This window comes from Martinezella rhizogenes, from assembly GCF_000799715.1.
Taxonomy (GTDB): Bacteria; Pseudomonadota; Alphaproteobacteria; order Rhizobiales; family Rhizobiaceae; genus Rhizobium; species Rhizobium rhizogenes_C.
Genome location: NZ_JUHG01000011.1, coordinates 1,639,731 through 1,662,967 on the forward strand (window position 1 = coordinate 1,639,731; position 23,237 = coordinate 1,662,967).

Consider the following 23,237-nt stretch of genomic DNA (forward strand, 5'->3'; position numbering starts at 1 on the left):
AGCATTCCCATGAAAATCACCAAACTGACGACCTATATCGTGCCGCCGCGCTGGATGTTCCTGAAGATCGAAACGGACGAGGGCATCGTCGGCTGGGGCGAGCCGGTCGTCGAAGGCCGTGCATTGACCGTCCAGGCCGCCGTGCACGAGCTGGAAGACTATCTGATCGGCAAGGACCCCTTCCTGATCGAAGACCATTGGAATGTCATGTATCGCGGCGGCTTCTATCGCGGCGGCGCCGTCCACATGAGCGCGATTGCCGGCATCGACCAGGCGCTGTGGGACATCAAGGGCAAGGCGCTGGGACAGCCGATCCATTCGCTGCTCGGCGGCCAGGTCCGCGACAAGATCAAGGTCTATTCCTGGATCGGCGGCGACCGTCCTTCCGACGTCGCCAACAATGCCAAGGACGTCGTCGCTCGCGGCTTCAAGGCGATCAAGCTCAACGGCTGCGAGGAAATGCAGATCGTCGACACCTATGACAAGGTGGAGAAGGCGGTCGAAACCATCGCCACCATCCGCGAGGCGATTGGCCCCCATATCGGCATCGGCGTCGATTTCCATGGCCGCGTCCATCGCCCGATGGCCAAGGTTCTCGCCAAGGAGCTGGAGCCCTACAAGCTGCTGTTCATCGAAGAGCCGGTGCTCTCCGAAAACCGCGAAGCCTTGAAGGAAATCGCCAATCATTGCTCGACGCCGATCGCGCTCGGCGAGCGGCTGTTCTCGCGCTGGGACTTCAAGCAGGTCCTGTCGGACGGCTATGTCGACATCCTCCAGCCCGACCTTAGCCACGCCGGCGGCATCACCGAATGCCGCAAGATCGCAGCCATGGCGGAAGCCTATGACGTGGCGCTCGCCCCGCATTGCCCGCTCGGCCCGATCGCGCTTGCCGCCTGCCTGCAGGTCGACGCCGTCAGCTACAATGCCTTCATTCAGGAACAGAGTCTCGGCATCCACTACAACAAGGGCAACGACATCCTCGACTACATCTCCAACAAGGAAGTCTTCCACTATGCCGACGGCTTCGTCTCGATCCCGCAGGGCCCCGGCCTCGGCATCGAAGTGGACGAAGCCTACGTCATCGAACGCGCCAAGGAAGGCCATCGCTGGCGCAACCCGATCTGGCGTCATGAGGATGGCAGCGTCGCCGAGTGGTAGGTCGCTGATATTTTCCGAGGATGGGTGTCAGAGGGCGTAATCTCTATACGACGCGCCTCTGATACCCTCCACGAACTCGAAAGCTGCCGCCACGTTCTGACGCCGCCGCACGCACGCCCAGACCGTATCTCCCCGCGCGCTCGCGAAAAGATCCCTGCGATCAAAGACGACCGGGGGAAATCCCACCCCCAAAATAAAATACGCCTGCGGTATCGGCGCAGATACCGCAGGCGCGTCATGCGTCTCACAAACCCCCAGGGAGACGCATTCTCGGAGCATGACCAGCGAAAGAGTGGAGTAACTTTCAGATCATGCCCAAGCTCTAAAGTCCGATGCTATTCCCGCTCGCCCGTGAAGTTCAGGAGGAGCTGGAAGATGTTGACGAAGTTCAGGTAGAGCGACAGGGCGCCGAAGACGGCGAGCTTCTGAGAGGTCTCCTGATCGTGATTCTCGGCATACTGTTCCTTGATGTTCTGCGTATCCCAGGCGGTCAGGCCGACGAAGACCACGATGCCGATGATCGAGATGGCGAATTGCAGCGCGCTGGAACCCAGGAAGATATTGACGACGCTGGCGATGATAACACCGAACAGGCCCATCATCAGGAACGAGCCGATATTGGCGAGATCACGCTTGGTCGTGTAGCCGTAGAGGCTGGTCGCGCCGAACATCGTCGCTGCGATGAAGAAGGTCCGCGCGATGCTGGTGCCGGTGAAGACCAGGAACACCGACGCGAGCGAAAGGCCCATGACGGCGCAGAAGGCCCAGAACATCGTCTGCGCGGCGCTCGCCGACATCGTCTGGATGCGGAACGAGAAGAACAGCACGAAGGCGAGCGGCGCCAGCATGACGACCCACTTCAGCGGCGACTGGAAGATCGGCACATAGAGCGCCGGCGTCGTGCCGACGATCATCGCGACGATACCGGTCACCACAAGGCCGATGCCCATGTAGTTGTAGACGCGCAGCATGTGCTTGCGCAGGCCTTCGTCGAAGAGCGCCTGCGAGCCGGCGGCGGCGCCATAGCCGAAGCGCGGATTGGTCGGGTTCATAGTCGATCTCCTTTGATCCAAACTAATAAAGGGTACGGGCGAGCTTTTCAGCTTCGCCATCGAGTTCGTTCGCCTTGCCGCCGCCGATCAGGGCATAGGCGACTTCGCCGATCTGCCAATAGGCAGCCTGGACGTTGTCGCGCGTGACATGGCTGACCTTCTGGACGGCGAAGTTGCCAGGCCGGATGGCAAACAGCGACAAATGCCCGCCCTCGCCGGCATCGACCGTCATTTCAACGCTCGGGCCGAATTCGGACGGATAGATCTGCGCATCGGTGACGCGCCAGCCCACGGGCATGTCCGGAAGGACGATCGCCGTGGAGGCGCGGATCTCTTCCGGGCTGTAGCCCGCCTGCCCAGACTGCACTTTGATCGTATCGCGCGTGGCGGTCGCCTGATAGGCGCGCACGGCATCGTCGACGAAAGCGGGTGCTGGAACCGAAGCATTGACCTCGCTCGCCGTGAAGGCGCCGAAGGATGTATGCGCCACCCAGCCGGTCGCCATCAGCATGGCCACAGCCGCCACTCGCTGGAAGGAACTGAGCACACGACCATAGGCAAGCCCGCGCTCCAGCCGACGGGCGGCCTCGCGGGTTTCCGCCTTCGCCGCCAGGTCTTCGCCGGCCAACGCCATGCGCAGCTCGCCCCGCATGCTGAGATCGGCCATGACCTTGGCGGCGATCGCCGGATGTTCCGACAGATAGGATTCCACTTCGACGCGGCGCGCCACGGTCAGCTCACCATCGACATAGGCGTCGAGATCGCTATCGATGATCGGATCAATTGTTTTCATTGCCGCCCCCATCGATGAGCCGAAGATGCGAGATCTTGGGTGCCATCTCCTCGAAACTCCGGAGGCTAGCGCGGGCCCTGGCGATGCGCGACATCAGCGTCCCCATGGGGATACCGAGCGCGGAGGCCGCCTCCTGATAGGAAAGATCCTCGATCGCCACCAGATGCAGCGCCTCGCGCTGCTCTTCCGGCAAATTGAAGAAGGCGTCGCGTACTTGGCTCAGGCGTACGGCATGATCCTGCGAAGCCGGCAGCGTCGGCTCGAACTCGATAGCCGCCTCTTCATGGCGACGGTTCAGCGAACGCTTCTGGCGCAGGCGGTCGATATGGGCATTGTGCAGGATCGACAGCAGCCACGTGCGCAGGTTCGCGCCGCGCCGGAAACTCGTCTTGCGCTCATAGGCCTTGACCAGCGCATCATGCACCAGGTCTTCCGCCTCATCCGCGTTGCGGACAAGCGAACGGGCATAGCGTCTCAGCGAACCGAGCTGCCCTAAAACGTCGAATGTCCGTTTGTTGCGTTCCATACCCCAATATACGGAAGCCGGGCCGATCTTATTCCATGGTCCGGCAAATATTTTTTGGCGGGCTCCTACATCAGCACGAAATCCCTGGGCTGTGGCATGGGCGGCAGGTCGGTTTCGCCGAGCGCTTCCCTGAGATTGATCTCGATCGTATCGGCAAGAGCGCCAATCGCCAACGCGTTAGGACGATTGCCGAACGGGTCCTCCAGCTCGTCGCCAAGCGCATCGAGACCGAAGAATGTGTAGGCCACCAGCGCGGCTACGAAGGGCGAACCCCAGCCGAGCGTATCGACGAAGCCGAAGGGCAGCAGGAAGCAGAAAAGGTAGGCGGTGCGGTGCAGAAGCAGCGTGTAGCCGAACGGCAGCGGCGTGTTGCGAATACGCTCGCAGGCCGCCTGCACCGCCCCCAACTGGCCGATGCTGGCATCGAGCATCTGGTACTGGATATCCGAAATCCCGCCCGCCGCCTTCAGCCGCGCCAGATCCGCCGACATCAGGCGCAACAGGAGGTCCGGTCTATTTTGAGCAGTATGATAGAAATCGACTTCGCTGGGCGCCAGGTGTTGCAGCACCTTGTTCTCGTCGCCGCCGGGCCGCAGATGACAGACAAGCGCCTGCGCGAAGGCCATCGTCAGCCGCAGTAAATCCCTCCGTGCCTGACGCCCGGCTTCACCGGCCGCTTCCAATATCAATGTCTGCCGCGCAAAGCCACGGCTGACCTGGATAAGCTGTCCCCAATCGCGCCGCCCTTCCCACCAGCGGTCGTAGCAGGCGTTGTTACGGAAGCCAAGGAATATGGAGAGCGCGATGCCGAGCAGCGAAAAGGGCGATCCGTTGAAGGAGAGGATAACGTTGGGACGCTCTTCATGCCCCCAGACGATCAACGCCGACAGCAGGAAGATCACGACGATCTGCGGTAATATCCGTCGGATCACCGACCCGCGGAGAATGAAGAAAAGCTGGAAGAGGTTCGGCCGGTCGCGGACGATCATGGTAGGAGGCGCTCTCGATTGATGTCTGGCGTTGCCGAGCAATACACCAGACACCGGGAGAATAACGAGCATTTCCTGCAAACCCGCCGTGACCGGCCCGCATTGCTAGCCGGTCTTCTTCAATTCCCGGAGGCGTTGGCTGCGACCAGCACCGGATCGGAGCGATAATCTCCAGGGAACATGCGCTGCAGGTTTTTGACCTTCGGCAAGTCGTTGACGACGATGTAGGGATAATTGGGGTTCATCGTCAGGAAGTTCTGGTGATAGCCCTCGGCGGCATAGAACTGCCGCTCCGACTCGATCTTGGTGACGATCGCCGCATCGAAGACCTTGGCGTGATTGAGCTGGCCGATATAGGCCTTGGCGACGTCAGCCTGTTCGGCAGTGGTCGGGAAGATTGCCGAGCGATATTGCGTGCCGCTGTCCGGCCCCTGATAATTCAGCTGCGTCGGATCATGAGCGACCGAGAAATAGATCTGCAGCAGATGCCCGTAGCTGACCTTATGCGGATCGAAGACGATCCGCACGGATTCGGCATGGCCCGTATCACCGCCGCTCACTGTCTCGTAGCGAGCCGTATCCTTCTTGCCACCAGCATAGCCCGAGGTGGCGCTGACGACGCCATTGACGTGCTGGAACACGCCCTGCACGCCCCAGAAGCAGCCACCGGCAAGAACGATGGTTTCCGTGCCGCCCGAGCCCGGCTTTTCGTCCACGGCGGGCGCCGGAATGACGCGGGCATCTTCAGCCGAGGCGTGGCCCACGAATTGCAGCGCAACCCCGGCCAGCAGCACGGCGCCCACGGCAAAGGCAGCCGGGCGGGCAACATGCGACAGGGCCTTGCGGATCGTATCTTTCATGATCATCTCCTCTCGACCGCGAGTGTAAAGTCTCCGGTCAAAAGGGATACGGGAGGATAGAGGCTTTTGTTACACACGCCCGCGTGAAACACCGAAACGTGATGGCGCGGCAGGCCAAGCCCGGTCAGTAATGCGGCGGCTTGGTGATGGCCGGCGCGTCCATCGACTGCTCTTCCAGCGTCAGGAAACGCTCGGCCAGCCGGTCGAGCTTCAGCCTCGTCTGCTCGACCACTTTCCATTGCTCCGCCACCTGGTCGGACAGTTCCTCGATGGTCTTTGCCTGATAGGCAACCAGTTCCTCGAGCGTGGTGATGCGGCTTTGTTCGTCTGACATCTCTGTTCCTCTTTCGGCTGCGATCTATATCACCCGAACCGCCGACGTATAGTCTCTCAATTAGGCATATGACAGGCACTGGCGCCATTTGACGAATATATGACAAAACTGGAAAACAGGTGAAAAGACCTGTTACCTAACTGACATCGGGGCCTTCTAAAGAGATCGGCAAGAAGCGCAGTTTTTGAGGGAAATTCCCTCCACAAGCGCGCTCTTTCAAGATTTCCGGAGAAGCGCCTTGAAGATCATCCAGATCACCGACACGCATTTGAGCCCGAACAAGCCGCATTTCAACGGCAATTGGGAGCCGCTGGCGAAATGGATCGAGGCAAGCGGCGCCGATCTTATCGTCCACACTGGCGACCTCAGCGTCGATGGCGCCGACAAGGACGAAGATCTCACCTTTTCCATGGACCTGATGCGTCAGGTCTCCGTACCGATGCTGATCGTGCCCGGCAACCATGATGTCGGCCACCTGCCAGGCTCCTACCAGCCCGTCAATCCCGAGCGTCTGGCACGCTGGCGTCGTCTCGTCGGTCCGGACTATTGGGCTAAGGACGTGGACAACTGGCGGCTGATCGGCCTCAACAGCCTGCTGATGGGCTTCGAGGATACCGAGGAGCAGAAGCAGTTCGACTGGCTGCAGGAAAGGCTCGAAAGCCGTGGCGACCGCCGCGTGGCGCTCTTCGCCCACAAGCCGCTGTTCGTCGATGCGCCCGACGAGGGCGACACCGGCTATTGGAGCATACGCCCGGCGCAGCGCAGCCGGCTCTATGATCTGATCGCATCCCATGACGTCGCCCTGCTCGGCAGCGGCCACCTGCATTGGACCTGGGAAGGCCGGTTCAACGACACGGCGCTGGTCTGGGCGCCGCCCGCCGCCTTCATCCTCGACACGATGGAGCGGGAAATGCCGGGCGAACGTCTGATCGGCGCCGCGATCCACGAACTCGGCGACGACGTCACCACCGAGATCGTCGCGGTTCCCGGCATGACGGCCTATTTCCTCGACGACGTCGTCATGGAAGTCTATCCGCAGGCAGTTCCCAAGGCGAAGGAGCCGACGGAATGAGCGCGCTCTCGCTTCGCGGTATCACCAAATCCTTCGGCGGCAACGCTATCCTGAAAGGCGTCAGCCTTGACGTCGAGCCGGGCGAGTTCATCGCCCTCGTTGGTCCCTCCGGCTGCGGCAAGAGCACGCTGCTGCGCATTCTCGCAGGCCTCGATCATGCCGACACCGGTGAAATCATTCTCGGCGGCAACGACGTCTCCGGCGTCGCGGCGGTCGACCGCAACATCGCCATGGTTTTCCAGTCCTACGCGCTCTATCCGCATCTGACGGCCTCTGAAAATATCGCCGTGCCGCTCGCCATGCACCGCCTGACGCGCATGCAGCGCCTGCCCTTCATCGGCGCGATGATCCCCGGCCAGCGCGCGACCCGCAGCGGCATCATCCGTGATGTCCGCGAGATGGCGACCTCGCTGAAGATCGACCATTTGCTCGACCGCAAGCCCGGCCAGATGTCCGGCGGCCAGCGGCAGCGCGTAGCTCTCGCCCGCGCCATGGTGCGCCGTCCGAGCGTCTTCCTGATGGACGAGCCGCTCTCCAATCTCGACGCCAACCTGCGCGTCCATGCGCGCGGCGAGATCGTCGATCTGCATCGCCGCGCCGGCGTTCCCACCGTCTATGTCACTCACGATCAGGCGGAAGCCCTGTCGATGGCCGACCGCGTCGCCGTGATGATCGGCGGACAGTTGCTGCAGCTTGCCTCACCGCAGACAATTTATGACGATCCGGCCCATGTCGAGGTCGCCCGCTTTGTCGGCCAGCCGCGCATCAACCTCCTGCCCGCACGGGCCGAAAACGGCACCGTCGCCTTCGGCGGCATCAGACTGGCGTTGGAGGAAAGCACCTTTGCCGGCTCCGCCGTCACCCTCGGCATCCGCCCGGAATTCGTTCGTCTCGCCGGCAGCCGCCAGGACGCGCTTGCCGCTCATATCGAGCGAATGGAGTTCCTCGGCTCGGAAGTCATTCTGCATGCCAAGCTCGACGCCATCGGCGAGAGCATCGTCGCCAAGCTCACGCCCGCCGACACAGCGGGCCTCTCCGCCGGAATGCCGGTCGCGCTGACGCTAGCGCCGGAACAGGCCTTGGTCTTCGCCGAAGACGGCCGCCGCCTGCGTGCTGCTCCCGTTACGATCGATGCCGGCAGGGAGAAAGCCCATGGCTAGCATCGCCGCAACGACCATGACGATGCGTTCGGCGGCGAAGCATGAGCGCAGCGAAGCCCGCACCGCCCTCTTGCTGGCGCTTCCGGCGATCATCCTGATCGTGCTGTTCGTTCTCCTGCCGATCGTCGCCGTCATCTGTCTGGGATTCACCGATTTCCAGCTTGGCGACAAGGGCCTGCGCTTTGTTGCCTTCGAGAACTACGCGCATCTCATGAAGGACCGCACGTTCCAGAAATCGCTGTGGAATACGGCAGTCTATACAGCCATCGTCGCTCCCACCTCGATCGTGCTTGGCCTCGGCGTCGCGCTGTTGATCGAGAGCGAGAATATCGGCCGCAGCTTCTTCCGCACGGCCTATTTCCTGCCCGTTGCCTCACTGATCGTCGCCATGGCAACCGTGTGGCAATACCTTTTCCATCCGACCATCGGCCCGATCAACGCCCTGCTCGGCGAAATCGGCCTGCCGCGTCCGAACTGGCTCGCCTCCTCGGCGACCGCCCTCTACAGCCTGTCGATCATCGGCGTCTGGCAGACGGTCGGCTTCAACATGGTGCTGTTCCTCGCCGGCCTTACCGCCATCCCGCGCGAGCTTTATGCCGCGGCCGAAGTCGATGGCGCGAAATCGGCGCTCGACCGCTTCTGGCTGGTCACCTGGCCGATGCTCGGGCCGACGACGCTGTTCGTCACCACCATCAGCATCATCAATGCCGTCAAGGTCTTCGATACCGTCAAGACGCTGACCGAAGGCGGCCCGAACCATGCCTCGGAAGTGCTGCTCTTCACCATCTACCAGGAGGGCTTCGTCTATATGCAAGTCGGCTATGCCTCGGCGATGACGACTGTCTTCCTCGCTATTCTGGTGGTGCTGGCCTTCCTGCAATATCGCGTCCAGGACCGGCAGGTGCATTACACATGACCTCCACTGGCTTCACTCCCGGCCGCATCCTGCGCCTTTCGCTGCTGATCCTCGGCTCCCTCGTCTTCCTTGCGCCCTACATCTTCATGATCTCGACCGCCGGCAAGGCACAGGACGATATCTTCACTTCCGCCCTGAAGCTGATCCCGACGCATTTCTTCTATGTCGAGAACATCACCAAGGCGCTGAGCAAAGTGCCGATGGGCACGCTGCTGCTGAACGGCGTTGTCATCTGCGGCCTAATCTTCTTCTTCCAGGTGCTGATCGCCATCCCCTGCGCCTATGCCATGGCGAAGCTGAAGTTCCCTGCCGCGCGCCTGATGATGGTGCTGGTCATGCTCGGTCTGCTGATCCCGATCCACGCGACCGCCCTGCCGCTCTATGTCGCCTTCAACAGCCTGTCGCTGTTGAATAGCTACACCGCGCTGGTGGCACCCTTCTCGATCTCGGTCTTCGCGATCTTCATGTTCCTGCAGTTCTTCCGCGCCATGCCGGATGATCTGATCCATGCGGCCCGCCTAGACGGCATGTCGGAGCTCGGCATCGTCGCCCGCGTCATCGTGCCCAACGCCTGGCCGGCCGTCACCGCCTTCGCGATCTTCTCGGTCGTGGCGCATTGGAACGATTTCTACTGGCCGCTGATCGTCATCAGCAACCAGAACTACGCCACCCCACCGCTGGGCCTCATGTATTTCCGCGCGGCCGAGGCCGGCGACGACTACGGCGCGCTCATGGCGGCAACCTTGATCATCACCCTTCCCCTCGTCGCCGCATTCCTTCTCGCACAGAAGCGCTTCGTCGAGGGCATCACCATGACCGGTCTCAAGGGCTGACCGGTTCGAAACAGGAGAACGAGCGATGAAGCATATCACCCAGATTCTCGCCGCCGCGGCCATTTCGATGGTCGTGTCGGCCCCGGCTTACGCCGAGACGACCTTGACGGTTCACTATCCGATGCCTGGCTTCTTCAAGAACGTGATGGACACGATCTCGAAGAAATTCATGGAAGAAAACCCGGATATCAAGATCCAGTTCGCCGCGCCCTCAGCCACCTATGAGGAGGGCATCCAGACCATCCTGCGCCAGGCCGGCACCAGCGAGATGCCCGATGTCACCTTCATCGGCCTCAACCGCCTGCGGATGATCGACGAGCGCAATGTCGCCGTCGATCTCGGGCCGCTCGTCCAGAAGGACGGCAACATGGCCGAGCAGGGCTTCTCCGACACCATCCTGAAGCTCGCCCAGGTCAAGGGCAAGCAGGTCGGCCTCGCTTTCGCGACCTCCAACCCGATCATGTACTACAATGCCGATCTCGTGAAGGCCGCCGGTGGCGACCCGGACAGCCCGCCGAAGACCTGGGATGAGGTGATCGCGCTCGCCGGCAAGATCAAGGCGCTCGGCAACGGCGTCGACGGCATGGACTTCCGCTGGCAGGGCGACGACTGGATGTTCTCCGCCCTCCTCTTCGGCGCCGGCGGCAAGATGCTGAGCGACGATGAAAGCAAGGTCGCTTTCAACGGTCCCGAGGGACAGAAGGCCGTCGAGTTGATCCAGCGCTTCGTCAAGGAAGGCGGCCTGCCGGTCTTCACCAAGTCGGCCGGCGAACAGGCTTTTGCCGCCGGCAAGGTTGGCTTCGAATTCCAGACCACCGGCGCGCTGGTTAACACGGTCAAGAATGTCGGCGCCAAGTTCGACCTGCGCACCGCCAAGATCCCGCTGATCGACCCGGTCAAGGGCCGCCTGCCGACCGGCGGCAACGCCGTCGTCATCCTGACCCATGAGCCGGTCAAGGAAGCAGCCGCCTGGAAGTTCGCCAAGTTCGCCGCCGGCCCTTACGGCGCCTCGGTCGTGGTTCCCGGCACCGGCTATGTCCCGAACAACGAACTCGCCGCCAAATCGGCCGAGTATCTCGGTGACTTCTACAAGAAGAACCCGCTGTTCCAGGCCGGCCTTAGCCAGATGCCGGTGATGATCCCCTGGTACGCCTTCCCCGGCGCCAACGGCGTCAAGGTCACGCAGACGATCGTCGACAACCTGTCGCGCATCATCGACGGCTCGGCCGAGCCGAAGGAAGCGCTCGATGACGCCGCTTCCGACGTCGAAGGCATGCTGCCGCGCAGCTAAGCTTAGTTGACCGCCAGACGCGCCGCCTCCTTTCCCGGAGGCGGCGTTTCCATGTCTACGAATGCGTCAGGACGAAATGTTGAGATTACGGACCGTCCCGCCCGGCCGCAGCCGGTAGGGTACGGTCAGGTGGCGCGGCGGCGCGGCATTTTCCGCCATGTCCAGCAGCAGCGAGGCCGCTGCCGCGCCCATGGTCGCATCCGGTATCTCCACCGTCGACAGCGGCTGATCCATCAGCCGGCCGATGGCAATGCCGTCAAAACCGGCAACGGAAATGTCGCGCGGGATTAAAAGGCCTTGCCGCCTGAGGGCACCCATGACCCCGAGGGCCAGAAGATCGTTGGACGCAATGATGGCCGTCGGCTTTAGCCGCGATACGACGTCTCCGAGATCGAGTTGCTCCAGGCTGTCGATGAAAGGTATCTGCAATGCTTCGATCGGCGGCTGACCGGCCTCCTCCATCGACCTGAGATAACCCAGATAACGCAACTTGGCGCGATCCGACGCGGCGAAGTGGCCGGCAATGAACAATATGCGGCGATGCCCCATATGCAGCAGATGCTCGGTCAGCTCCCGGCCGGCGCCGAAATTGTCGGTCGCCACCGCAGCCGTGAAGCGTGCCGTCGGCAGATTACCGAGCAGCACGGTGGGCGGCAATGCCAAGGAAAGCGCCGGACTACGCTCGGGATCGCAGACGGTGAGGATGAGCCCGGTCGGCCGCTGGTGCAGCAGCGAGGCCACGGCATCCGCCTCCTGCGCCGGATCGTAGTTCGACTGCGCGATCAGCACGCTATGGCCGGCATGCAGCGCCCGGTGCTGGATGCTGGAAAGCGAAGCAGCAAAGACCGGATTGGTGATGCTGGGGATGAGCACGCCGATCGCTGGCCGACGGCTGATATAGCTGCCGGCGCGGCCGCTGGCGCGATAGCCGAGCTCGGCCGCCGCCCGGCGCACGCGGCGCACCATCTCGTCGCTGACCGGACCGTTGTGATTGAGCACCCGGCTCGCGGTCGCGATCGAACAGCCGGCACGAAAAGCGACTTGCTGGAGCGTCGACATGATTTCATGCATCTCCGGCTTCAGGTCCGCCGTTGAAGGCCGGCAGGCCATGGGAATGGCGGGGATTTATAGCAGTTCGATGACAGTTATTTGAATGGGGTCGAAACGGGATTTGCGGTTGGCACTCCCCTTATGACCGGCGCTGGCATGATTGCTATATTAGCAATAGTATATTTATATCATATTTTAACGCGACTGACGGCTTTCGCTTTGCACTATCTAGGATAGCGGCGTGAAAATTGGTAATCGTCAGTGGCATCGGTCCCGAAGGGGCCGGCTGTTGTTGGCATGGGGCGTGGCAACGATGCTGCAAGGTGTGGAGTCCGAGGACTATTTCAGGCTGAGCGCGCCGGCGTGCTCGCTTCGCGCTATCCTCTGTAAAAACGGCATTGACATCGACTGTCCCGAGACGCCTGCTTTCGTGCTTGGCCTGCAACATCAGGAGCCGGCGCTGGACCGGGTCACGCTTGACGAATGTGTCGTTCCGGTCATCCCCTTCCCCCACAGCATGATCGCGCTTGCCCGCCTGATCCTCGACCCGCCTGCGGAGGCGGATGGTGGGGAGACGATCAGCCTCTATCTGCCACGCCACAGCTTCGACCGAATTACCGAACTTTCGCTTACACCTGGCTGCGCGACGGGCGATACCGTCCTCGAAAACCTGTTGTCTCGCCTGACCTCGGCCGTCGAGCATCCTGACCGGACAAGCTCTTTGCTGCTCGATCCCATCGGCAAGGCCTTCAACGCCCATATCGCGGAGCGCTATGGCCGCATGCGCACGGCGCGATCCGCTGTTATCGGCGGCCTGACACCATGGCAGCTGCGCCGTGCCCGCGATACGATCAACGCCCGGCTGGATCGGGATGTGTCCCTGGCGCAGCTGGCCAGTAACTGCGGCCTTTCCACCAGCCATTTCGCCCGTGCCTTTGCGCGCAGCACCGGCATCCCGCCGCATCGCTGGCTGATGCAGCGCCGTGTCGACCGCGCCAAGGAGCTGATGCGCAAGGGGACGCCACTTGCTGAAATCGCACTGATGTGCGGCTTCTCGGATCAAAGCCATTTGACGCGAGTCTTCTCGCAATCCGTCGGCCTCACGCCGGGACGCTGGCGGGAATCGCAGGGACCGGCAGCCTTCGACATGACATCGATCGCATTGGGCGAAGCGTGACCCGCGACATCTAGGCGCTTGATCTTCGCTGCATCGCAGCAGATCCTCAATAAGACCACGAAGACGAATGATGCTGTCATCAAGCGATGCCATCATCGCCTTGCTGTGATCCGCAGATCCGCCCCTTTGAAAGGATGCTCTCATGTCTGAAGCAGAAGCACGGACGCCTGCCATTTCCCCTGATAAGACCGAACGGCTGTTCTTCCTCGATATCAATGACGGCCGAATTCTTTCCTCCGCCATCGACGGAACCGACCTCCAGCTGATCATCCAGCGGCCGGGTCGCAGCCCGGACGGCATTCTCGTCGACAGCGAAAACGGCTGGCTCTACTGGACGGAGATGGGCACCGACTACAACGCCCATGACGGCTCGATCGAGCGCATCGATCTCGACGACGGCAATCATGTGACGCTTATTCCGCCCGGCAGCACGCTGGTGACGCCGAAGCAGATCCAGATCGATTACGGCAATGGCAAGCTCTACTGGTGCGACCGCGAGGGCATGCGGGTGATGCGCGCCAATATCGACGGCTCCGACATCGAGACGCTGGTGCAGAACGGCGACAGCCCGCAAGACAGCGCCGATATCGAACGCTGGTGCGTCGGCATCGCGCTCGACCTGCCGCTCGGACAGATCTACTGGACGCAGAAGGGTCCCCCGGACGCCGGCCTCGGCCGCATCTTCCGCGCCGGTGTCAACATTCCCGAAGGCGAGACGGCGACAAGCCGCAGCGATATCGAAGTTCTGCTCGATAAGCTGCCGGAGCCGATCGACCTCGAACTCGATCTCGCCACCCGCACCATCTACTGGACCGACCGCGGCAATCTTCCGCGCGGCAACACTGTCAATTGCGCCCAAATGGACGATCTCGCGGCAACCTCCGAAGTCGTCCTCGAGGGCCTCGACGAAGGCATCGGCCTGTCGCTCGACCTGCCGAACAACCGCATGTTCTTCACCGACATCGGCGGCAATCTCTATTCGGCGAGCCTCGATGGCTCGGGCGAACGCGAGTTGCTGCATCATGCAGGCTCGTTCACCGGGATTGTCTACGCGGTGGTTTGAGGTTCCAGCCAACTACAGGTCGCGGGATTGCCCCTCACCCTAGCCCTCTCCCCGTTCTGACGGGGAGAGGGAACAACCTCTGTACCCTCGTCCAATGAGTAATTGGAGGGAAGGTGGTGGGTGCGCCTAATCCCCTTCTCCCCGTCAAAACGGGGAGAAGGTGGCCGACAGGCCGGATGAGGGGCTCCTCAGTTACCCCCGCGCACGCCATCCAGCAGATGCGGCAGGCCCTTGACGCCTTCATCTCTCAATTCAGCCGGCAGCAATCCGTCCGGAATATCCTGATAGGACACCGGACGCAGGAAGCGGCGGATGGCAAGCGTGCCGACCGAGGTGGTGCGGCTGTCCGACGTCGCCGGGAACGGGCCGCCATGCACCATGGCGTGGCTGACTTCGACACCAGTCGGCCAGCCATTGGCGAGAATGCGCCCGGCCTTGCGTTCCAGCACCGGCAGCAGTTTGGCGGCAGTGGCGTGATCGCCGGCATCGAGCTGCAGGGTCGCGGTGAGCTGGCCTTCGAGCTTTTCGGCAACGGCGATCATCTGGTCGATATCCTTGCAGCGCACCAGCAGGCTCGCCGCACCGAAGACCTCGTGACCGAGCCGCTCATCGGCAAGGAATTCCTCGGCATCGGTTTCGAAGAAGATACCCGGGCTACGGTTGACGCCTTCGGCCGGCGCACCGTGAGCAACCGTCTTCACCGCCTCATGGTCGGCCAGAGCCGCAACGCCAGTGTCGAAAGCAGCATGGATGCCGGGTGTCAGCATCGGCGCCGGTGCGCGGCCGGTCAGTGCTGCGCTGGCAGCCTCGACGAAACGGTCGAGATCAGGGCCGTCGATGGCGAAGACCAGGCCGGGATTGGTGCAGAACTGGCCGGCACCGAGCGTCAGCGAATCGATGAAGCCGGTGCCGATTGCCTCGGCGCGGGCGGCAAGCCCTGCCGGAAACAGGAAGACCGGGTTGACGCTGCTCATCTCGGCATAGACCGGGATCGGCTCCGGCCGTGCGGCCGCGATCGCGCCGAGCGCCAGACCGCCGCCGCGCGAGCCGGTGAAACCGACCGCCTTGATATGCGGATTGCGCACCAGCGCGGCGCCGGTTTCATTGGCGCCGGTTAGAAGCGAGAAGGTGCCTTCCGGTAAGCCACAAGCGACCACGGCGGCGCGGATGGCGCGTCCCACAAGTTCGCCGGTACCCGGATGGGCGAGATGGCCCTTGACGACGACGGGGCAGCCGGCCGCCAGCGCCGAAGCGGTATCGCCGCCGGCAACCGAGAAGGCGAGCGGGAAATTGCTGGCGCCGAAGACGGCGACAGGGCCGAGCGCAATCTGGCGCAGGCGCAGATCCGGGCGCGGCAGCGGCTTGCGTTCCGGCAATGCCGGATCGACGCGCAGGTCGAGCCATTCGCCGGAACGAACCACTTGCGCGAACAGCCGAAGCTGGCCAACGGTGCGGCCGCGCTCGCCCTGCAGGCGGGCAGCCGGCAGGCCAGTCTCTTCCGTAGCGCGCTCGATCAGTATATCGCCGATCTCCATGATCTTGTCGGCGATGGTCTCGAGAAACGTCGCCCGGGCTTCGGGCGTGGTCGCGCGATAGGTGTCGAACGCCTGGCCAGCAAGCGCGCAGGCGCGGGCGACCTCCGCCTCGCTGGCAATGGCGAAGGCCGGCTCGAGATTTCCGCCGGTCGCCGGGTTGATAGCGCGGGCGGACTTGTTTTCACCGGTCGACTCCGCGCCAATCAGCAGATCGCCGCTAATCACAAAAGACTGTGTCATGGGTATTCCTTGATGATGCCGGGGCGCTGGGAGGTGCGCCCGTCAGGAGCAGATAGCAGGATGAAATGACAGATGTAAGATGATAATCGTCATCTAAATATCAAGCCTTGGCCGGGGAGATAAGGCGGCGACCGTCGCCATATGGCATTATAGAACGGTTCGTGCCAATTTACCGCCCATCCGAACGATTGATTGCGGCAAAGTCCTCATGTCCATTGCGCTTCTCGCCGATCCCATCGTCCAGTTCTGTATCCTGGTGATCGTCGGCACATTTGCCAGCCGCTTCCTGCTGCGTCACCGGCGTGCTGGACGGCTGATCGGCCAAATCGCCTTTTTCGTCAGCCTCACCGCGTTGCTGCTTTACCACGGCATCGTGCCCTATGAGCAGAGCCCGCCGCAGGAGACGGTGACGTTGCGCGTCTTCACCGGCTTCGCCAAGATCGTCTGGTGGATCAACGGCGCCTGGGTACTGGTCGCCTTCGTCCGCCTGTTCCTGATCTTCGAACGTAAGCCGCGCGAGGGCCGGCTGCTACAGGATGTGGTCGTCGGCATCATCTATCTCGGCGCTATCCTCTCCGTCATCGCCGATGTCTTCAGCGTCCCCATCGGCACCTTGATCGCAACCTCCGGCGTCTTCGCCATCATTCTCGGCCTGGCGCTGCAAAGCACGCTGAGCGATGTCTTCTCCGGCCTGGCGCTCAATCTCGGTCGGCCCTATTCCATCGGCGATTGGGTGGTGCTCGACAACGATATCCAGGGCCGCGTCGTCGAGACCAATTGGCGAGCCACGCATCTGCTCAACGGTACAAACGACCTCGTCGTTATTCCGAACAGCACCCTTGCCAAGACGCGGATCACCAATCTCTCCAGCCCGGACGAAAGCCACGGCGTCACCATCACCGTGCGCATCCAGCCGACTACCCAGCCGAACGTCATCGCCGAGGTGATGCGCAACGTTCTGATCAGTTGCAACGCGATCCAGAAGACGCCCGAACCCAGCGTGATGGTCAATTCGATCGACGCGCAGGCCGTGGAACTGCAACTGACCTTCCGCATCCGCGACATATCGCAGACCACCGCCGCCAAGAACGAAATCTACGATCTCATCTACCGTCATTCGAAAGCAGGCGGCCTGAAACTCGCTGGCCCTCCCGGTGCGATCATGATGCCATCGGAAGAGCGGGCCGAGACGGCGGCGAGCATCGCCCAGCATCCGGGCACGCCCTGGCGGCTGCTCAACAATATCCCACTGTTCTCGTCGCTGACCGAAGACGAGAAGGAGCACCTCGCATCGCATATGCAGCGCCATACCTATCGCAAGGATACCGTTATCGCCGAGCAGGGAACGCGGCTGCGGGCGCTGACGATCGTGCGCTCCGGCGTTGTCAGCATCACCCGTAAAGAGGCACAACGGCAAATCGAACTGACACGGCTTGCTCCCGGCGATTATTTCGGCGAAGGCGGCTTGCTGATGGACGCAGATGAAGTCGGCACGATCCGGGCGCTGACCTTCGTGGTCACCTACGAGATCGGCGAGGATTGCCTGGCGCCCCTGTTGCGCGACCGCCCCTCCCTCGCCGAGGAGCTGGGAGCTATCCTCTCAAAACGCGTCGAGGCCGAACACCACCTCTTCGGCGCCAGCAACATGCTGGTCAACGGCGCCCCCGTCAGCTCGCTGAGTGCCCGCATCAAGCATCTGTTTCAGATACAGCATGATTAGAACTTGCCGCTAACCCTTCACGCCGCGTCCGCCGCCTCGGTTCGCTTGGATACCTTGGATACATGGAAGAGATTGTGGCCGACGGCGAGCGCCGCCTTCAAGTGAGACGACACCTCCTGTGTCTCCGATCCGAGCAGAAGCTCGGATGTGACGACGCGTGCGCCACAGTAGCCGAAGATCCCGTGGTCGATCTGCGTCTTCATCGCGCCGAAATAGCCGTGCCGCGCGTAGGTTCGCAGGCTGGCGCCGCCGATGGCAACCAGATGAACCTTGAGATGGCGAAGTTTCTTCACCGATTTTCCGTCCGGACCCTCGTCATAGGCCCAGCCATTGGTGAACACCCGATCGATCCATCCCTTGAGAAGCCCCGGCATCGACCACCAATAGACGGGATAGACCAGCACGAGGGCATCGGCGCGATCGATCCTCGCCTGTTCGGCTGCGACATCGGCGGCGGGTGGCGCCTGCCTCAAATGGAGGGCGATATCGGCTGCGGTGAATCGCGGATCGAAAGCCTCCGCCGCAAGATCGGCGATTTCAAAGGTATCGCCCTCTCCGGCCAGGGACACGCCCTCGGCAATATGCGCCGCGACACTATGGCTGAGCGACGTCTGATCGGGATGCGCGACAACGATAAGCGCGTGCATGGTAAAAACTCCTGCGAACGGGTTGCGGGTTAGGAAAACATCTTATATACTTTTAGTAAGTTACTTTTGGTATATAGCAATGTCAAGCGCCGAAGATCTGAAACAGGCTTCCAACTCACCACCGCGCCGCCGGTTAACGAGAGAGGAGCGGCACCGCCAGCTTCTGGCTGTCGCATGGCGTGTGATCCGTGAAGAGGGGACCGAAGCCTTGACGCTTGGGCGCCTTGCCGAGCAAGCCAATATCACCAAACCCGTCGTCTACGATCATTTCAGCACGCGGCCGGGCCTGCTGGCCACCCTTTACCAGGATTTCGACGCTCGGCAGACGACGGCAATGGATGCCGCACTTCAGGCAAGCGAGCCGACCCTGACGGACAGGGCGTCGGTCATCGCCTCCGCCTATGTCGATTGCGTGCTGCTTCAGGGGCGAGAAATACCCGGCGTGATCGCGGCCCTGGCCGGCTCACCGGAACTCGAAAAGATCAAGCGCGACTATGAGACGGTATTCATCGAGAAATGCCGGATCGCCCTCGCACCATTCGCAAAGACCGGCACCATCGCTTCCGCTGGTCTATGGGCCATGCTCGGCGCGGCCGAGGCCCTGTCCTATGCCGCGGCGACAGGGGACATTACGGCTGCGGAAGCGCAAGCCGAACTCTTCGAAACCATCGTCGGGATGGTTGCTAGAAACGTCTGAGAGCACCGTGTCCCGGACGGTTACGACAACCATAGGCTCTAATTCGACTGCGCCGCAGGCTTCGTCGTAAAAAATGCCTTGGCATCCTCGCTGAACTGCTCGCGCGACGTCGGCCGTGTGTAGAACATATGCCCGCCACGATAGAGCTTCAGCGCCACGCGATCGGCAAGGGCCGGCGGCATGTGATCGAGCACATATTTGTTGACGCCGAAGGGAATGATGATGTCGCTGTAACCCTGCGCCACCAGCAGCCGGGACGATGGCACCAGCGACAGCATCTCCTTGATATCGTCCGTCGCGCTGGCACTCAGCCGCGAGCCGCCTTTGCGGCCGCCCCAGTTCCATTGCTCGTTCACGGAATTCGACAGCAGCGTATAGGTCATGTCGGTGTGGAAGCCGAGTTCGTCGCGCGCATAGCTCGAAAAAGCGCCGCCATAGGCGCGCACGAAACCATCCAGAATCGGATCGCCGCCATGCTCCGCATCCGACTGCGGATAGGGATCGGGTGCCAAGAACGAGGCGTCGTACATACTGGCGACATCGCCATCTCCGCCATCGGAATGTTTCTGATAGACCCCACCGAGAAAGCCCTGGTTGCGGGCGACGACATCTTCTGGGATGCCCGTCAGCTTGGCCACACGCCCATAGAAGGCACGGCCGGCATCACCGGTCGGCGGCGGGCCTGCCAGCGCCGGCAGATATTCGTTCAGCGCAAATGTCTCGGCATCCCGAACCCCCTGCTCGCTGAAGACATTTTTCCGTTCCAGCTCGGCGGCCGCCAGAGACGGCAATCCGAGGGCCGCGCCGAACGCCAGATCATTCGCCCCAAAGACCAGCCGCCCCTCGATCAGCGGCGACAACATGACGATGCCGGAAATCAAGATGCCCTGCTCCCGCCGGAGGCTGGTGGCGACCTTTGCCGAACGGAACCCGCCATAGCTTTCGCCGAGAATATATTTCGGCGAAGAGGCCCGCCCATTATGCGTGAGATATAACGCGATCGCCTTGGCAAGGCTGTCGGCATCCGAACGCACATTATAGAAATCACTGGCGTCGTTCGGCTTGACCGTGCGGCTCCAGCCGGTACCGATCGGATCGATCAGCACGAGATCGGTGAAATTCAGCCAGCTCTGCGGATTGTCCACAAGCTTGGCATTGGCGCCGTCGCGGGCGTCGGGACCGAAATCGAGAATACGCGGGCCAACCAGGCCAAGGCTCAGAAAAGCCGAGGCAGCGCCCGGCCCGCCATTGAAGACGAAAGTGATCGGCCTTCCGGGATTACGATCCTTGGCGACATAGGCGGTATAAAAGATCGCCGCCGTGCGCGCGCCATCCTGGCCGAAAAGATCGAGTGTTCCGGCCGTCGCCGTATAGGGAATGCTCTTGCCATCCGCATTCAGCACATGATCGCTGACCGCGTCGGCCGGCAACAGGGAAAGAACGCTGCCGCCGCCCCCGCCGCCAGTGTGGCCCTGCTCCGGCGGCGCGGCAAAGGCCAGCGTCGAGACAAGGGAAAAGACCAGCGCAAGGCCCGGAACAATCTGGCGAAAAGACATGGGAACGCATCCTCCATCGGCCCCGCGCATCGACGCCGTCGTCCCGGATACTATTCCACCGATGGCAAGGGCGGGAACTCAAGAGATGTTGATCGCCGATCCCTCCATCAAATCGGACGGGCGATTCAGAACTTGATCATGTCGATCCTGGTCAGCGTCGTCTTTTGCGAGACGCCGGGCGCGTTGACCATATGCCAGGCCACATATTGCTCGGCGTAAAGCTCGGTGGACGACATGCCGTCCACCGGCAGAATGATGTTCATGCCGTTCAGCGCCGCATCGGTGGCGGTATCGAGAACCGCGCCCTCGGAGGCCGTGCCGGTGACGATCACCGTCGTAATGCCCTTGTCGGAGAGGATATCGCGTAGATTGGTGCCGACGAACTTGTCCGGGCCGGATTTGACAATCGGATCGCTTGCCAGCGGCGCGAGGTCGGTGGCGATATCCTGCGGCTCACCCTTGCCGGCGAGGCTATAGACGACGAACACACCCTTGGCGCGCGCCTCGTCAAGCATCGTCTTGACCTTTGGCACGGAGGCGAGGCAACGCGGCTTGGTATTCTTGTTGCACGGTCCCTTGGTTGGATCCTGCGCACCGTTGAAGTCGAGGATCAATAGTGCTGTCGTCTTCAGATCGACCGTCACCGGCTTCAACTCCGGTGCCGCTGGCGGCTTCACATTCTGCCAGTCGTCAATGATGGTCTGGGCGGACGCCGCCGAAGTGCCGAGGGGGGCCATGGACGCGCTGAGCGCGATGAAACCAATACCGAAGGCAAAAGCCGATTTCCGCATCACGCTGCCGATATGTCTCATGACACTTTCTCCAATTCCCACTGGATTAAGTGAAAACACGCAGAATGATAACGAAATTCTTCGTGATCTCGGAGCAGAGCGGCAGGGAGCCTGGACGATCTTTTTAAGAGCCGGCCTGCTCTTTGGATCCGATCATGATCCCATCTTCGCCCTGTAGCTTGCCGAGCAGGCTTTGCAAGGCGTGCTTGATGGTTTCGATCTCCTCCGCGCTGGCAATTTCCGCCCAACGTTCATCCACCAGCCGGCCGGTCGCCCGATGGGCGGGCCGTCATGCTCTCCGCTGGCCACGCCTGCGATCATAGCCACTCCGGAATACAACAAGCATGCCGCGAGATTTCCGCAAGACAATCCACCGTTGACAAATGCCGGCCAGACCATAATCTCCCCTCAAGCGCTTGCGGTCGCCACCATTCTTTCGGAGATGAAGATCATGCTGGCGAAATGCTCGAGACGGTTGGTTCTGGCTGGCCTCGCCCTTGGTGTTTCAATCCATATGGCCGCCGCGCAAACGCTCGACCTTATCGCGCAGAAGGGAACCATCCGGATCGGCTATATCATCGACGAAGCACCTTTCTCGTTCAAGAAGAAGGACGGCAATCCGGCGGGATACACCATTGATCTCTGCGGCAAGATCGCCGATGCCGTCATGCGCAAGCTTCCGCAGGTGAAGCGCGACTATGTCGAGATCACCCTTGCCGATGGCTTCGATGCCGTGAAAAACGGCCAGATCGACCTTCTCTGCGGCGCCATCACCATCAATCTTGCCAGGCGCGAAAGCGTCGATTTCTCCCAGCCGATCTTCCTGACCGGCGCAAGCGCGCTGCTGCGCAAGGATTCGCCCGAATACCTGCAGATCCTCTTCCTCGATAAGCGCCCGACCCGGGCCGCCGACACGAAATCGCCCTCGGCAAGCATCATCGGCGTCCGCTCCGATACCACCACCGGCGCGACGCTGCGCGAAGCACTCGGCCCCGATGTCCCGCAAACGCGCGTCGTCGATTTCGCCACCCATCAGGACGGGCTAAACGCGCTCGAAAACCACAAGATCGACGCCTATTTCGCCGACCGCGCTCTTCTCATCAGCCTTGCCGCGCATGCCCACGCACCCTCGGTGCTGGCTATCGGCAACCGGCTGTTCACGCATGAGCCCTACGGGATCGCACTACGACGAGACGACTCCACCTTTCGCCTCCTCGTGGATCAGGCGCTTACCCAGTTCTATCAGTCCGACGACTTTCCGAAGCTGCTGAAGACTTATTTCGGGGATGAGGGGCCTGTTCTGCGCAGCGAGATCATGACTCAGTCGATTCCGGAGTAAGGCCAAGAATCTGAACTGAGCTCTGGGCTCTCTCGGTTACGCCAGAACGGCCAAAAGCCCCACGAGGGGGCTATTGTTTATCGCGGCTTGTTTTTTTTGGAATGTTTGGTTGCGGGGGCAGGATTTGAACCTGCGGCCTTCAGGTTATGAGCCTGACGAGCTACCGGGCTGCTCCACCCCGCGTTACCAGCGTAAACCCTTTGGGTTTATCGCGAGTGAGCAAACTCGCAGAGTTTGTCTCACCACAGCAAGTCGGCTTTGCCGGCTTGCGTCATCCGAGCAAATCCAAAGGATTTGTCTCGTGTAAGGCGGGCACCTTTTCGGGGTCGACCCACCTGATATTCCAGAAGCGCTTGCTGCTTCCTTCAGGAAGCACAAAGGCCGCTTTGCTGCGGCCTATTGTAACACGGCTTGAGCCGCTTGGTGATGAGAAGATTT

General features: G+C 61.7%; 24 protein-coding genes and 1 tRNA gene. 12 read left to right on the plus strand and 13 right to left on the minus strand.

The window, feature by feature from the left end:
• Positions 1-9 precede the first annotated feature (9 nt).
• A complete protein-coding gene (dgoD, locus tag EX00_RS11825) occupies positions 10-1,158 on the plus strand; it encodes a galactonate dehydratase (RefSeq protein ID WP_047457365.1) in 1,149 nt (382 codons plus the stop codon).
• A 335-nt stretch (positions 1,159-1,493) separates the two neighbouring features.
• Here the strand turns inward: dgoD and EX00_RS11835 are convergent, their stop codons facing one another.
• The 6 genes from EX00_RS11835 to EX00_RS11860 all read right to left on the minus strand — a co-directional run bounded on the left by EX00_RS11835 (position 1,494) and on the right by EX00_RS11860 (position 5,712).
• On the minus strand, positions 1,494-2,210 hold the full coding sequence (locus EX00_RS11835; RefSeq protein WP_012652482.1) for a Bax inhibitor-1/YccA family protein: 717 nt from the start codon (positions 2,208-2,210) through the stop codon (positions 1,494-1,496).
• A 22-nt stretch (positions 2,211-2,232) separates the two neighbouring features.
• A complete protein-coding gene (locus tag EX00_RS11840) occupies positions 2,233-3,003 on the minus strand; it encodes an anti-sigma factor family protein (protein WP_047457746.1) in 771 nt (256 codons plus the stop codon).
• The gene (locus EX00_RS11845) at positions 2,990-3,529 is read right to left on the minus strand and encodes a sigma-70 family RNA polymerase sigma factor (RefSeq protein ID WP_047457370.1); all 540 of its coding nucleotides are present in this window, start codon (positions 3,527-3,529) and stop codon (positions 2,990-2,992) included. The genes EX00_RS11840 and EX00_RS11845 overlap by 14 nt, the downstream gene beginning before the upstream one ends.
• A gap of 65 nt (positions 3,530-3,594) precedes the next feature.
• A complete protein-coding gene (locus tag EX00_RS11850) occupies positions 3,595-4,518 on the minus strand; it encodes a bestrophin family protein (protein WP_047457373.1) in 924 nt (307 codons plus the stop codon).
• Between the two features lie 119 nt (positions 4,519-4,637).
• Positions 4,638-5,378, minus strand: a complete 741-nt coding sequence (gene msrA, locus EX00_RS11855) for a peptide-methionine (S)-S-oxide reductase MsrA (RefSeq protein ID WP_047457376.1) — start codon at positions 5,376-5,378, stop codon at positions 4,638-4,640.
• A gap of 124 nt (positions 5,379-5,502) precedes the next feature.
• Complete coding sequence (locus EX00_RS11860; RefSeq protein WP_047457379.1) at positions 5,503-5,712, minus strand: SlyX family protein; 210 nt, start codon at positions 5,710-5,712, stop codon at positions 5,503-5,505.
• Between the two features lie 238 nt (positions 5,713-5,950).
• On the opposite strand from EX00_RS11860, the gene EX00_RS11865 reads away from it, so the two are divergent.
• From EX00_RS11865 to EX00_RS11885, 5 genes are read left to right on the plus strand one after another with little or no spacing between them, the layout of a single operon-like run.
• Positions 5,951-6,784 carry a metallophosphoesterase family protein gene (locus EX00_RS11865; RefSeq protein WP_047457382.1) on the plus strand — a complete coding sequence of 278 codons (834 nt, stop codon included), beginning with the start codon at positions 5,951-5,953 and terminating at the stop codon, positions 6,782-6,784.
• Positions 6,781-7,944 (plus strand): ABC transporter ATP-binding protein, encoded by a 1,164-nt coding sequence (locus EX00_RS11870; RefSeq protein WP_047457385.1) that lies wholly within the window; start codon positions 6,781-6,783, stop codon positions 7,942-7,944. Before EX00_RS11865 ends, EX00_RS11870 begins: the two co-directional genes overlap by 4 nt.
• Positions 7,937-8,860: a carbohydrate ABC transporter permease gene (locus tag EX00_RS11875; RefSeq protein WP_047457389.1), complete on the plus strand. Its 924-nt coding sequence runs from the start codon at positions 7,937-7,939 to the stop codon at positions 8,858-8,860. The genes EX00_RS11870 and EX00_RS11875 overlap by 8 nt, the downstream gene beginning before the upstream one ends.
• Positions 8,857-9,693, plus strand: coding sequence for a carbohydrate ABC transporter permease (locus EX00_RS11880; protein WP_047457392.1), 837 nt, complete (start codon positions 8,857-8,859; stop codon positions 9,691-9,693). The genes EX00_RS11875 and EX00_RS11880 overlap by 4 nt, the downstream gene beginning before the upstream one ends.
• 25 nt (positions 9,694-9,718) lie before the next feature.
• Positions 9,719-10,984 carry an ABC transporter substrate-binding protein gene (locus EX00_RS11885; protein WP_047457395.1) on the plus strand — a complete coding sequence of 422 codons (1,266 nt, stop codon included), beginning with the start codon at positions 9,719-9,721 and terminating at the stop codon, positions 10,982-10,984.
• Positions 10,985-11,050: 66 nt separating this feature from the next.
• Here EX00_RS11885 and EX00_RS11890 read toward each other — a convergent pair whose 3' ends face one another.
• Positions 11,051-12,043 carry a substrate-binding domain-containing protein gene (locus EX00_RS11890; RefSeq protein WP_047457748.1) on the minus strand — a complete coding sequence of 331 codons (993 nt, stop codon included), beginning with the start codon at positions 12,041-12,043 and terminating at the stop codon, positions 11,051-11,053.
• A 232-nt stretch (positions 12,044-12,275) separates the two neighbouring features.
• Between EX00_RS11890 and EX00_RS11895 the strand changes: the two genes are divergently transcribed.
• Both EX00_RS11895 and EX00_RS11900 read left to right on the plus strand, forming a co-directional pair.
• On the plus strand, positions 12,276-13,211 hold the full coding sequence (locus tag EX00_RS11895) for an AraC family transcriptional regulator (RefSeq protein ID WP_080761231.1): 936 nt from the start codon (positions 12,276-12,278) through the stop codon (positions 13,209-13,211).
• A 142-nt stretch (positions 13,212-13,353) separates the two neighbouring features.
• Entirely contained in the window at positions 13,354-14,274 is a 921-nt protein-coding gene (locus EX00_RS11900) for a YncE family protein (protein WP_047457399.1), read from the plus strand.
• Between the two features lie 188 nt (positions 14,275-14,462).
• Here the strand turns inward: EX00_RS11900 and EX00_RS11905 are convergent, their stop codons facing one another.
• Complete coding sequence (locus tag EX00_RS11905; protein ID WP_047457402.1) at positions 14,463-16,049, minus strand: aldehyde dehydrogenase (NADP(+)); 1,587 nt, start codon at positions 16,047-16,049, stop codon at positions 14,463-14,465.
• A 208-nt stretch (positions 16,050-16,257) separates the two neighbouring features.
• Here EX00_RS11905 and EX00_RS11910 point away from each other — a divergent pair, with 208 nt between their 5' ends.
• Positions 16,258-17,769 carry a mechanosensitive ion channel family protein gene (locus tag EX00_RS11910; protein WP_047457404.1) on the plus strand — a complete coding sequence of 504 codons (1,512 nt, stop codon included), beginning with the start codon at positions 16,258-16,260 and terminating at the stop codon, positions 17,767-17,769.
• Positions 17,770-17,786: 17 nt separating this feature from the next.
• Here the strand turns inward: EX00_RS11910 and EX00_RS11915 are convergent, their stop codons facing one another.
• Positions 17,787-18,416 (minus strand): NAD(P)H-dependent oxidoreductase, encoded by a 630-nt coding sequence (locus EX00_RS11915; protein WP_047457407.1) that lies wholly within the window; start codon positions 18,414-18,416, stop codon positions 17,787-17,789.
• 79 nt (positions 18,417-18,495) lie between these two features.
• Here EX00_RS11915 and EX00_RS11920 point away from each other — a divergent pair, with 79 nt between their 5' ends.
• Positions 18,496-19,113: a TetR/AcrR family transcriptional regulator gene (locus EX00_RS11920; RefSeq protein ID WP_047457410.1), complete on the plus strand. Its 618-nt coding sequence runs from the start codon at positions 18,496-18,498 to the stop codon at positions 19,111-19,113.
• Between the two features lie 38 nt (positions 19,114-19,151).
• Here EX00_RS11920 and EX00_RS11925 read toward each other — a convergent pair whose 3' ends face one another.
• The 3 genes from EX00_RS11925 to EX00_RS32135 form a co-directional block, all read right to left on the minus strand.
• A complete protein-coding gene (locus EX00_RS11925) occupies positions 19,152-20,669 on the minus strand; it encodes a S10 family peptidase (protein WP_047457413.1) in 1,518 nt (505 codons plus the stop codon).
• A 125-nt stretch (positions 20,670-20,794) separates the two neighbouring features.
• The gene (locus EX00_RS11930) at positions 20,795-21,481 is read right to left on the minus strand and encodes a cysteine hydrolase family protein (RefSeq protein WP_047457417.1); all 687 of its coding nucleotides are present in this window, start codon (positions 21,479-21,481) and stop codon (positions 20,795-20,797) included.
• Between the two features lie 103 nt (positions 21,482-21,584).
• Positions 21,585-21,719, minus strand: a complete 135-nt coding sequence (locus EX00_RS32135) for a hypothetical protein (RefSeq protein ID WP_267884725.1) — start codon at positions 21,717-21,719, stop codon at positions 21,585-21,587.
• A 192-nt stretch (positions 21,720-21,911) separates the two neighbouring features.
• Between EX00_RS32135 and EX00_RS11935 the strand changes: the two genes are divergently transcribed.
• Complete coding sequence (locus EX00_RS11935; RefSeq protein ID WP_047457751.1) at positions 21,912-22,799, plus strand: amino acid ABC transporter substrate-binding protein; 888 nt, start codon at positions 21,912-21,914, stop codon at positions 22,797-22,799.
• A gap of 106 nt (positions 22,800-22,905) precedes the next feature.
• Here the strand turns inward: EX00_RS11935 and EX00_RS11940 are convergent.
• Positions 22,906-22,982 (minus strand) — tRNA-Met (locus EX00_RS11940).
• A 32-nt stretch (positions 22,983-23,014) separates the two neighbouring features.
• Between EX00_RS11940 and EX00_RS31865 the strand changes: the two genes are divergently transcribed.
• Positions 23,015-23,237: hypothetical protein (locus tag EX00_RS31865; protein WP_210165816.1), on the plus strand; the 223-nt coding region annotated here is incomplete at its 3' end.